This is a genomic window from Marinobacter sp. (genome assembly GCF_033722195.1).
GTDB lineage: Bacteria > Pseudomonadota > Gammaproteobacteria > Pseudomonadales > Oleiphilaceae > Marinobacter.
In genome coordinates this window covers 1-10,246 of sequence record NZ_JAWVZL010000102.1, presented here as the reverse complement: position 1 = coordinate 10,246, position 10,246 = coordinate 1, and the positions used below count along the sequence as shown (strand labels likewise).

The following is a 10,246-nucleotide window of genomic DNA, read 5'->3' as shown; positions in this document are numbered from 1 at the left end:
GGGATCGGCCTGGTGCTCGACCGCTTCGGCAGTGGGCTGTCGTCCCTGCGCCTGCTGCGGGATCTGCCTTTCGACCAGGTCAAGATCGACCAGCACCTGCTGCAGCATGCCCCCCAGGAAGAAAACACCGCCGCCATCGTGCACACCCTGATCAACCTGGCGCGCCAGCTTTCCCTCCGGGTGGCGGCCTCCGGCGTGGAAACCGCCGACCAGGACTCCTTCCTGCGCCATGCCGGCTGTCACCTGGTGCAGGGCCATCGCTTCTGTCCGGCGGTGTCCAGCGACGATTTGGGGCAGCTGTTCCGCCGGCTGCGCAATGGCCACAGCCTGTTACCGGCGGACCAGTTCAGCCTGCCTTTCCTGAACAACAACACCGGCCGTCGCGACGATTAGGCCTGGGCGTGGCGAAACACCCGCTCAGCGGGACAGCAGGCGGTCGATGGTTTCCAGCTCGCGAATCAGGCGCTCGGCGTTCTCCGGGCGGGCGTTGAAGTGCTCCTCCGCCATGGGGGCGATGCCCGAGACCGTCGGCAGACTTTCGCCCTGCTCCACCAGATCCTTCATCCTGGGCAGAAAAATGAACTGCAGCCACTCGGTGAATTCCAGGGTGTCGATACAGAACGGCTGGGTACTGCGCAGGGCCTGGGGCGAAGGCGGCGTGCTGGACCACACCTGCAGCCGCCGCATTTCGGCTTCGATACCGAGGAGGCTGTCTGCCACCTGGGTAAAACTGTCCATTCTATTCCTCCTGCTGGCCCGGTAACCGGCCTTCCGGGCTGCTAGTTGAGTGGTTCGGTGGCCACCGTCTCGCCGTTGAGCAGCCGGAACAGATCCTGGTACTGCAGGGTCAGCGGGTGCTTGGGCGCAAAGTAGACCAGCGGCTGGCTGGCCTGGTGGGACTCTTTCATCTTGACCGAGCTGGACAGCCGCACCGGCAGCAGCGGCAGCCCCTCCTCGGTCAGCTCCCCCACCTGCTGCCGCGGCAGCGACGCCCGGGGCTGGAACTGGTTGGCGACGATGCCCTCCACCTTGAGGTCGGGGTTGTGGTCTTCCTGCAGGTCACGGATCTCGCCGAGAATGCTGTACAGGGCCTGACGGGAGAAATCATCGCAATCGAAGGGAATCAGGCAGCGATCGGCGGCGATCAGGGCCGAACGGGAATAGAAATTCAGTGATGGCGCCGTATCGATGTAGATCTCGTCGAAATTCTCCCCGAGTTTCTTGAGGGCTTCCCGGAGCTTGTAAATCTTGTGCTTGGCCTCCAGTTTGCGCTCAAGAAAATCCAGCTCGGGGCTGGAGGGCAGCACGAAGAGGTTGTCAAACGGGGTGGCGTGGACAAACTCGTCAGGCCGACGGTTGAAGACGGTGAAGGCCACGGTCTGCTCCAGCAGGTCCGCCACCGTGTCCTTGAGCTCACTGGCGGGCCTTCCCAGCAGGTAATGGGTGGAGTTACCCTGGGGGTCCAGGTCCACCACTAGGGTGCGCCGGCCTGCGGACGCGCTCATGGCGGCCAGGTTACAGGCGATACTGGACTTGCCAACGCCCCCTTTCTGATTGAATACCACTCGTCTCATAATGCCCCCTGACTCAGGTTTCCTTGGTCTTCGGTGGGCCACCGCTCCCGGTGACCGCCACGCAATGCTTCCCTACCATCCCATCACGGATTTGACGAATGGCACGGTCAGGCCACGCTGGGCCCGCAACGAATTTTCATCCAGCCGGTCCAGAATCGCCAGCAGCGCCCCCAGCTCCCGCGGCGCCCGTTTCAGGATGTAGCCGGCCACCTCGTCCCCGAGAACCAGGCCCCGCTGTTCCGCCCGGGCCTGGAGGATGCGCAGGTGGTCGTCGTCCTGGTAGCGTCCGAGCTGCAGCAACAGGCCATGCTGTAACCGGGACACCAGATCCCCCAGCACCAGTGGCAGCTGAGCCGGCAGATCCGGCAGGGCCACCAGCAGGCGGTGGCCGGCATCCTGGATACGGTTGTACAGGTGAAAGACCGCTTCCTCCCACTCCCGCCGGCCGGCGACCCTGTCCAGATCGTCCAGCGCGACCAGCTGGTGATGCTCCAGTCCGGCCAGCACGCCGGGCTCGAACTGCATCAGTTCCGCCAGGCTGACACAGACTGCCGTGTCACCCTGCTGCTCTGTCTGGAAACAGGCGGCCTGGAGCAGGTGGCTCTTGCCGGTACCCTGCTCCCCGCACAGCACCAGCACCGGCGGCTCACCGGCCGCCAGCCACTGGCGCAAACGGGCTGCCGGCGCGGCATTGCGGGCGCCGTGAAAGTTCTCGAAGCGGGCGTCGTCCCGCAGGCGTACACCCAGAGTAAGCTGGGGATGACCTATCACTGTCGCGCTTGCCATGCTCGCCCTGTCCAGACAATGACGTAATGAAGCCCGCTCACCACGGCCGCCACGGCCACCAGGTCGACACCCCAGGTCAGCACCCAGGGCGGCATGGGCAGGCCGGCCTTGAGAACAATGACCGCCAGCACCACCAGAATCTGGATCAGCGTGTTGAACTTGCCCAACCAGCTCGGCTGCATCTCGAACCGGTTGACGAAATAGTGATACGCCAGGGCTCCGGCCACAATCACCAGGTCCCGGCCCAGCACCAGCGCGAACAGCCAGGTCGGGAACACACCTGTGACGGTCAGCACCAGGTAGGCGGTGATCAGCAGGGCCTTGTCAGCCAGCGGGTCGGCAATGGCCCCCAGCCGGCTGTGCCAGCCGAAATAGCGCGCCAGGAAACCATCGAAACCGTCGCTGAGCGCCGCCACCGCGAAGACCAGCAGAGCCAGACGGTACTGGGCCTCCAGCAGCGCCATGGCGAACGGCAGGATCAGCAGAATCCGCAACAGCGTCAGTGCGTTCGGGATCCAGCGCCACTGGTCACTCGTCATTGCGGGTCCGCTCCCTGTCTAGGCTTAGTTCCCCGGGTTTGAGGGCTGGACGACCGGCTCACCACGCCAGCGGTACTTCAGGGTCTGATAGAGCGATTCGAAGGCCTGCTCCCGGTCTTCCGCCGCCAGCTCCAGGGGGCGGTACTGAAACAGCTGATCCAGATCGCCGGCCTGACCGTCATCCCAAGGCTGCTGCCGTGGCGCGGTCTGGCCCTCGCCGGCTGGCGGCTGGGTCACCGCCAACGGGAAATCGGCGCCATCCTGCCTGGGAGCGGGACGGTTCTGCGGGCCGGAGGTTTCGGCACCGCGCCACTCGGTGAAGCGCGGGTCCAGCGCGATATACTGCTGCAGCTGCGACAGCTCGCCGCTGAAGGACACTTTCAGGGTGATGCGTTCGGCGCTGACCCGAACGGGGCTGACCGCGACCACAGGGGTCATCTTGCCCAGCGCCGCCATCACCTGAGCGTAGTCCCGCAGTGAGTCCACCGGCTCCACCAGGATATCCACCCGGGCCGAATCGCTGATATCGCCCGCCGCCACCGCGTAGCGCTCGGCCAGGCGATCGGCCCAGGCGCCAACGACCTTCTGCGCCACAGCCTGGGGACTGGCGCCGCTGATCGCCTGTTCGGTACTCTCGATGCCCTCGCCCTCCAGCCGCCATGCTGCCTGCCAGGTGCCGCCGGTGCGGTTGACTTTGACCACCGCCAGCAGATTGTGGTCAATAATTTCGGACGCTTCCTTGATACTCCCCATGAACTGGCCCCACACCTCGGACAGCAGGCGACCGTTGTCGGCCCGGTCTGCCGGCGGCAATACCAGCGGCAGGCCGCGGCTGGCGGCGGCCTCATCGAAGGCCTGGCGCCCGCCATCGGCGTTCTCCGCCGAATCGGGCTCATCAGCATCCGGGCGAACCAGCAATTCGCGGCCACCGGGGGCCTCCACCGCAATCCAGGCCAGGGTCAGGGGTCGATTGGCGCCCCACACCGGCACGTCGATGGAGGCCAGGGCCTGGTTCACGCCCACCGCTCCGAAGGTCATGCGCAGCCGGTCGGACTGGTTCTCTTCATCAGCCCGCAGGAACTGATAGGACTGCACCAGGGATTCGGCCCGCCCCAGCAGCTCGTCCAGATTGCCCTGGGCGCCCAGGTCACCCTGGCCGGACACCCGTGCCAGCACCTGCTTAAGGCCTTCCTGATAGCCCTGCTTGAGGTCGTCGGGCGCGGAGCTGGCGACCGGAACCTCTACCGTGTAGAGACCCCCCACCGTTACCGCGCCAAGTGGCAGGCTGAAGCCGCTGAGCAGCAGCGCCAGCAAACCCGCCTGTCGTTTCAACCGAGCCAGAAAAGCCATGGGTCACCCTGTGTTTCCTGCGAATGGCGCCTAGGATACACCATGGTCCCGGCACTGAGTAGCGACCACACCGCCGTTCTGTGGCGTCAATACGGTGGCGACCGCAATTGAATTTGGAGCGCCTGGGCGCAGCTGTTAAAATCCGGCGCCTATCTCTGACCAAGGCGGTGGACCACCCCATGAGCGAACACAAGCCCTCCCTGACCTATCGCGACGCTGGCGTCGACATTGATGCCGGCAACGAGCTGGTAAACCGGATCAAGCACACCGCCGCCCGAACCCGGCGCCCGGAAGTGCTTGGCGGCCTCGGGGGCTTTGGCGCCATGGTTTCCATACCCGCCGGCTACCGCGAGCCGGTGCTGGTGTCCGGTACTGACGGCGTCGGCACCAAGCTGCGCCTGGCCATGCAGCTGCAGCGCCACGACACCATCGGCATCGACCTGGTGGCCATGTGTGTCAACGACCTGGTGGTGGGTGGCGCCGAGCCGCTGTTTTTCCTCGACTACTACGCCACCGGCAAACTCAACGTGGACGTGGCGGCCAATGTGGTGGACGGCATCGGCAAGGGCTGTGAGCTCTCCGGTTGCGCCCTGGTGGGCGGCGAGACCGCCGAAATGCCCGGCATGTACGAGGGCGACGACTACGACCTGGCCGGGTTCTGCGTCGGCATCGCCGAGCGCAGCGAGATCATCGACGGCGGCCGGGTCCAGGCCGATGACGTGCTGATCGCCCTGGGCTCCTCCGGCCCCCATTCCAACGGCTACTCCCTGATCCGCAAGATTCTGGAGGTCAGTCAGGCCGATCTTGACCAGCTGGTGGGCGACCGGCCATTGGCGGATGCTCTCATGGAGCCTACCCGGATCTACGTCAAGAACCTGCTGCAGCTGATCAAGACGGTGGATGTACGGGCCCTGTCCCACATCACCGGCGGCGGCCTGCCGGAGAACATTCCCCGGGTCCTGCCCAAAGGCGCCTGCGCGGCACTGGATACCGAGAGCTGGACCCTGCCGCCGGTGTTCCAGTGGCTCAAGAACGCCGGTGGCGTTGCCGACCGGGAGATGTACCGCACCTTCAACTGCGGCATCGGCATGATCGTCTGCGTGCCTGCCAACCAGCTCGACCTGACCCTCGACACCCTGTCGGCCCTTGGCGAGACCGCCTGGCAGGTGGGCCGGGTGGAGAGCCTGGCGGACAAGGACGCCGAACCGGAAGTACGCTACGCCCCGGGCCTGCTCAAGGCATGATGGCGCACGACGTAACCGAACCGCGGATTCTGGTGCTGGCCTCGGGCGCCGGCACCAATCTGCAGAGCCTGATTGACGCCACCACGGCCCGTGACTTTCCCGGCCGCATCGTGGCTGTGGGCTGCAACCGCCCCCAGGCCGTTGCCCTGGAGCGCGCCGCCCTCGCCGGCATCGAAACCTTTACCGTCGACCACACCCGCTATGACAGCCGCGAGGCCTTCGACGGCAGGCTGCGGGCAGAGATTGACCGTTACGCCCCGGACCTGGTGGTGCTGGCCGGATTCATGCGCATACTCACCACCGACTTCGTGCGGGCGTTTCACGGCCGCATGCTCAACATCCACCCCTCGCTGCTGCCCAAGTACCCGGGCCTGAATACCCATCGCCGGGCGCTGGAAGCGGGCGACAGGCTCCATGGCGTCAGCATTCACTTTGTCACCGAGGACCTGGACGGCGGGCCGGTGATTGCCCAGGCGGAAGTGACAGTCCAGCCCGGCGACACCGCCGAATCCCTGGCGGAGCGTGTCCAGCAGCGCGAGCACGTGCTCTACCCGATTGTGGTGCGCTGGTTCTGCGAGGGCCGCCTGCAACTGGCGGGGGAGCAGGTACTGTTCGACGGCGAGCCCCTGCCCCAACCGTTCTACCTGGGTGAATAATCAGTAAGGAAATCGGGGTATCCGTTGGGCCGGTGCCGGCGGTAGGATTCGGATGAATAAGCAGGCTTGCACGACGCCCCGAGAGGAGCCCGACATGTTCCGCGATTTTCCGCGTGCTTTCCTCCAATGCCTCATCCTGACGCTGACGCTCACTGCCGCCAGCGCTCACGCCGGTGCGCCACAGCCGCAACCGGAATCCGTACCGGAATCCGTACCGGAGCCGTCAGCGGAGCCTTCAGCGGAGCCTTCAGCGGAGGGTTCAGCAGAGTCTTCAGCGGAGGGTTCAGCAGAGCCCTCGGCGGAGCCCGCAGCCGAGTCTCAGCCAGCCCCCGACAGCGCCGATACCGACAGCGCCGAGCCGCCTCCTCCCGAGCCGATTTCCCTGACACCCATGGTGGCCCGCTACAGCGCCGCCCTGGACAAGGGCGTGGCGCTGAAAGGCTCGGCGGTACGCACCCTGAAGCTGCAGCCGGACGGCACCTGGATGCTGCAGTTCGACGTGGACTCCCTTATCGCCGACATCACCGAATCCCTGCACTTCCGCTGGCAGGACAATAATGTCATACCGCTGAGCTACCGCTACCGGCTGTCCGGCTTCATGATCCGTGAGCGTACGCGGCAGCTGGACTACGACTGGGACCGGGGCGTGGTCAGCGGGCACTACGAGGGCCGGAGCGTCAACCTCGAGCTGCCGCCGGGCGCGCTCGACCCGCTGGGTTATCAGCTGCAGTTGCGGCAGGACCTGAAAGCGGGCAAGACCCAGATGGAATACCAGGTCACCGAGAAAGGCACCTTCGATCAGGACGTGTTTGCGGTGATCGGCGAGGAAACACTGGACACCCGTGTCGGACGGGTCACGGCCGTCAAGTTGGAGAAGGTCCGGGCGCCCGCCAACAAAAGGGAAACCCTGATGTGGTTCGTGCCGGAGCTGGATTACCTGCTGGTGAAACTGGTGCAGGTGGAGAAGGACGGCAGTCGCTACGAGATCAATGTGGACGAGGCCGTCATCGCCGACTAGGCGGATACCGACGGATGTTCCAGCCAGATCGCCCGGACTTCGTCGGCGATGCGCCGGAGCCCTTCTGCCACCCGGTCGTCGTCCTGGGAATAGGTCACTCGCAGGCACTCGTGGCGATGGCGCCAGCCGTCCTCGGCAAGACCGGGGAAGAAGTAGTGACCCGATACCACCAGCACGCCCCGGGCCTTGAGACGCTGGTACAGCTCGAGGCTGCTGACCGGCAGGTCGGGAAACCAGAGCCACAGGAACATCGCGCCCTCGGGCTTGTGGATATACCAGCGGCAGTCCTCCCCCATGGCCTCGGTAAACACGTTCACGGCCCGCTCCATCTTGGCCCGGTAGAAAGGGCACACCAGCTCACGGCTCATGGGCAGAATTTCACCGCTACGCACCAGCGGCTCCGCCAGCATGGCGCCAAAGCTGCCGGTGGCCAGGTTCATGATGGCGTTGATACCGGACAGGGCCTTGATCACCGGTTCGGCGGCAATGACGATACCCGTGCGGGCCGCCGGCATGCCCAGCTTCGACAGGCTCAGGCAGAGAATGATCTGTTCATTCCAGCGCGGCTCGGCGTCCACGAACAGCAGACTGGGAAACGGCGTGCCGTAGGCGCCGTCCACGATCAGCGGCACATCATGGCTTCGCGCCAGGGCTTCGAGCCGGGACATTTCGTCATCGGTAATGACATTGCCAGTGGGATTGGTGGGACGGGACACACAGATGGCACCGGTGTCAGCCCTGACCTCCAGGGCGTCGAAATCCACCCGGTACTTGAATTCGTGGGGTCCGGTGAAGGAGATCTCCGGCCGCACCGCCCGGAACAGATCGGGAGCGATGCCGGCATCGGCATAGCCGATATACTCGGGCGCCAGGGGCAGCAGGACGTGCTTGTGCTGGCCGTTGCCGTAGTCACCGGCAAACATGTTGAACAGCATGAAGAAAGCGGCCTGGCTGCCGTTGGTGAGGGCGATGTTGGCCGGCGTCAGGCCCCAGCCGTACTCGTCATTGAGCAGATCCACCAGGGCGGCGATGAACTGCTTCTCGCCCTGGGGCGGATCGTAGATACCCACCATCCGCCGGGTGGCATCGGCGTCCTGGCTGATCTGGGCCAGAATCGCCTGCAGCCGCTCCTGGACTTCCGGAATCTGGCCGGGGTTGCCGCCGCCCATCATGATCATGTCATCGCCGGAGGCCAGGGCATTACCCAGGTCGTCCATCAGGGAGGTGATGCCGGCGTCGGCGGTAAACTTCTGACCAAAGGCGGAAAGCTTCATAATGCGGTCTTGTCTGTGGGCCTGACGAGAGTCTAGCCGTTTCAGTCGTTCAGTGAGATGCCGAGGTTGCTGACGCCCTCATTGGCAGCGCGGGCCTTGAGACTGTCGATGAACTCCTCGGTGGGGGTGCGCTGGCGTTTGACCGAGAGCACCAGGTCGCGCTGGAAGGCCTTGTCGATTTTCATCAGCTCGTGCTGCTCCAGCAACCGCACCAGGGCGTCCTCGTCCAGGTCCCCGGCCTCGCTCACCTCGATGAAATTCATCACCGTGGCGGTGGCCCACTGGGAGGCCTCGCTGGCGCGGTGGCGGTCCGGGTTGAGCCGGCTCAGCAGGGCCTGCTCCAGCAGCCGGCAAAAATCGAACGCCGGGTAGACACCATAGGCATCGTATTTCTCCACGTCCGGCGACAGGGCTTCCAGCCGTGCCAGCAGGGGCGGCACCGCCGCCTCGGCGTTGTCCCGCTGCAGCAGATCCCAGGCCTGGTCCAGGATCAGCCGCATCTTGGCGCCGCCTTTCATGCCGATGGCGTCGGAAAACAGCGCATAGTTGACAAAGCCACGCTCCGCCAGCGCCAGCAGGAAGGCGGTTTCCCGCCAACCCTGCAACTGCTCCACCGCCTTGAGAAACTGGTTGGCGTTCACTGCTGGCTCCCGAACGAACGTTGGATGGGCTCAGGCCCGCGGCAGGGTCACGCCGATCTGACCCAGGTACTTGCCGCCTCGGTCCTTGTAGCTGACCTCGCAGGCCTCGTCGGATTCGAAGAAGAGCATCTGCGCCACACCCTCGTTGGCGTAGATCTTGGCCGGCAGGTTGGTGGTGTTGGAGAACTCCAGGGTCACCTGACCTTCCCACTCGGGCTCCAGCGGCGTGACGTTGACGATGATGCCGCAGCGGGCGTAGGTGGACTTGCCCAGGCAGATGGTCAGCACGTTGCGGGGAATCCGGAAGTACTCCACAGTCCGGGCCAGGGCAAAGGAATTGGGCGGAATGATGCAGACATCGCTGGTGACATTGACGAAGCTGTTGTCGTCAAAGTTCTTCGGATCCACCGTGGCGGAATGCACGTTGGTGAAGATCTTGAACTCGTTGCTGCAGCGCACGTCGTAGCCATAGCTGGAAGTGCCGTAGGAAATCACCCGGCCGCGGGAGGACTCCCGCACCTGACCGGCCTCGAAGGGCTCGATCATGCCGTGTTCCGTCGCCATCCGGCGTATCCACTTGTCGGACTTGATGGTCATTGCTGCAATCTCGTTTTGATGTCAGGGATGTCGGGGCGACCGTACCGGCGCGTATATTACCGCCAGAACGGCGCCAACGCCAAGAAACCTGGCGCCCGGGCGGTACCCCGCCGGTCAGTCGTCGGTCATGGAAATACTGGGGATCGGCGAACTCAGGTTGCGGGCCTGCTGGGACAGCACCGCACCCACACGGCGGGCAATATCCCGGTAGCGGCGGGCCACTTCCGAGTCCGGCTCCGCCACCACCGACGGCGTGCCACCGTCAGTCTGCTCGCGGATCGTCATATGCAGCGGCAACTGGCCCAGCAGGCGGGTGTCGTATTCATCCGCGATGCGGGCGCCGCCGCCCTCACCGAACAGGTGCTCCTCGTGGCCACAGTTGCTGCAGATGTGGACACTCATGTTCTCCACCACCCCCAGCACGGGGATGTCCACCTTGCGGAACATCTCGATGCCCTTCTTGCCGTCCAGCAGGGCAATGTCCTGCGGTGTGGTCACCACCACCGCTCCGGTGACCGGCACTTTCTGGGCCAGGGTGAGCTGGATGTCGCCGGTACCCGGGGGCAT

13 protein-coding genes are annotated in these 10,246 nt (G+C 65.0%); 4 read left to right on the top strand and 9 right to left on the bottom strand.

Features of this window, described 5'->3' with window-relative positions; translation table 11 throughout:
* A partial coding sequence (locus R3280_RS14140) for an EAL domain-containing protein (protein WP_318999257.1) occupies positions 1–393 on the top strand: 393 nt, incomplete at its 5' end.
* Positions 394–417: 24 nt separating this feature from the next.
* Here R3280_RS14140 and R3280_RS14135 read toward each other — a convergent pair.
* From R3280_RS14135 to R3280_RS14115, 5 genes are all read right to left on the bottom strand, one after another.
* Positions 418–738, bottom strand: coding sequence for a YqcC family protein (locus R3280_RS14135; RefSeq protein WP_318999256.1), 321 nt, complete (start codon positions 736–738; stop codon positions 418–420).
* A 41-nt stretch (positions 739–779) separates the two neighbouring features.
* Entirely contained in the window at positions 780–1,574 is a 795-nt protein-coding gene (locus R3280_RS14130; RefSeq protein WP_318999255.1) for a ParA family protein, read from the bottom strand.
* Positions 1,575–1,646: 72 nt separating this feature from the next.
* Positions 1,647–2,360 (bottom strand): DnaA regulatory inactivator Hda, encoded by a 714-nt coding sequence (gene hda / locus R3280_RS14125; protein ID WP_413468785.1) that lies wholly within the window; start codon positions 2,358–2,360, stop codon positions 1,647–1,649.
* Positions 2,342–2,899: a CDP-alcohol phosphatidyltransferase family protein gene (locus R3280_RS14120; RefSeq protein ID WP_318999254.1), complete on the bottom strand. Its 558-nt coding sequence runs from the start codon at positions 2,897–2,899 to the stop codon at positions 2,342–2,344. Before R3280_RS14120 ends, hda begins: the two co-directional genes overlap by 19 nt.
* A gap of 24 nt (positions 2,900–2,923) precedes the next feature.
* The gene (locus R3280_RS14115) at positions 2,924–4,249 is read right to left on the bottom strand and encodes a DUF2066 domain-containing protein (protein ID WP_318999253.1); all 1,326 of its coding nucleotides are present in this window, start codon (positions 4,247–4,249) and stop codon (positions 2,924–2,926) included.
* A gap of 179 nt (positions 4,250–4,428) precedes the next feature.
* On the opposite strand from R3280_RS14115, the gene purM reads away from it, so the two are divergent.
* The 3 genes from purM to R3280_RS14100 all read left to right on the top strand — a co-directional run bounded on the left by purM (position 4,429) and on the right by R3280_RS14100 (position 7,167).
* Positions 4,429–5,493 (top strand): phosphoribosylformylglycinamidine cyclo-ligase, encoded by a 1,065-nt coding sequence (purM, locus tag R3280_RS14110; protein ID WP_318999252.1) that lies wholly within the window; start codon positions 4,429–4,431, stop codon positions 5,491–5,493.
* Positions 5,490–6,149 carry a phosphoribosylglycinamide formyltransferase gene (gene purN / locus R3280_RS14105; protein ID WP_318999251.1) on the top strand — a complete coding sequence of 220 codons (660 nt, stop codon included), beginning with the start codon at positions 5,490–5,492 and terminating at the stop codon, positions 6,147–6,149. The genes purM and purN overlap by 4 nt, the downstream gene beginning before the upstream one ends.
* Positions 6,150–6,243: 94 nt before the next feature.
* Positions 6,244–7,167, top strand: coding sequence for a DUF3108 domain-containing protein (locus R3280_RS14100; RefSeq protein WP_318999250.1), 924 nt, complete (start codon positions 6,244–6,246; stop codon positions 7,165–7,167).
* Here the strand turns inward: R3280_RS14100 and R3280_RS14095 are convergent.
* The 4 genes from R3280_RS14095 to R3280_RS14080 form a co-directional block, all read right to left on the bottom strand.
* Positions 7,164–8,441, bottom strand: a complete 1,278-nt coding sequence (locus R3280_RS14095) for a valine--pyruvate transaminase (protein ID WP_318999249.1) — start codon at positions 8,439–8,441, stop codon at positions 7,164–7,166. The genes R3280_RS14100 and R3280_RS14095 overlap by 4 nt on opposite strands.
* 41 nt (positions 8,442–8,482) lie before the next feature.
* Positions 8,483–9,082, bottom strand: a complete 600-nt coding sequence (locus tag R3280_RS14090) for a YjaG family protein (protein WP_318999248.1) — start codon at positions 9,080–9,082, stop codon at positions 8,483–8,485.
* A gap of 30 nt (positions 9,083–9,112) precedes the next feature.
* Positions 9,113–9,679, bottom strand: coding sequence for a dCTP deaminase (dcd, locus tag R3280_RS14085; protein ID WP_318999247.1), 567 nt, complete (start codon positions 9,677–9,679; stop codon positions 9,113–9,115).
* Positions 9,680–9,793: 114 nt separating this feature from the next.
* Positions 9,794–10,246 (bottom strand): P-loop NTPase (locus tag R3280_RS14080; RefSeq protein ID WP_318999246.1); only part of this gene is annotated, 453 nt, incomplete at its 5' end.

Coding starts and splice junctions, on each gene's coding strand:
- R3280_RS14130 (WP_318999255.1), bottom strand. CDS start 1,574: ATGAGACGAGTGGTATTCAATCAGAAAGGGGGCGTTGGCAAGTCCAGT.
- hda (WP_413468785.1), bottom strand. CDS start 2,360: ATGGCAAGCGCGACAGTGATAGGTCATCCCCAGCTTACTCTGGGTGTA.
- purM (WP_318999252.1), top strand. CDS start 4,429: ATGAGCGAACACAAGCCCTCCCTGACCTATCGCGACGCTGGCGTCGAC.
- R3280_RS14120 (WP_318999254.1), bottom strand. CDS start 2,899: ATGACGAGTGACCAGTGGCGCTGGATCCCGAACGCACTGACGCTGTTG.
- R3280_RS14100 (WP_318999250.1), top strand. CDS start 6,244: ATGTTCCGCGATTTTCCGCGTGCTTTCCTCCAATGCCTCATCCTGACG.
- R3280_RS14115 (WP_318999253.1), bottom strand. CDS start 4,249: ATGGCTTTTCTGGCTCGGTTGAAACGACAGGCGGGTTTGCTGGCGCTG.
- dcd (WP_318999247.1), bottom strand. CDS start 9,679: ATGACCATCAAGTCCGACAAGTGGATACGCCGGATGGCGACGGAACAC.
- R3280_RS14095 (WP_318999249.1), bottom strand. CDS start 8,441: ATGAAGCTTTCCGCCTTTGGTCAGAAGTTTACCGCCGACGCCGGCATC.
- purN (WP_318999251.1), top strand. CDS start 5,490: ATGATGGCGCACGACGTAACCGAACCGCGGATTCTGGTGCTGGCCTCG.
- R3280_RS14135 (WP_318999256.1), bottom strand. CDS start 738: ATGGACAGTTTTACCCAGGTGGCAGACAGCCTCCTCGGTATCGAAGCC.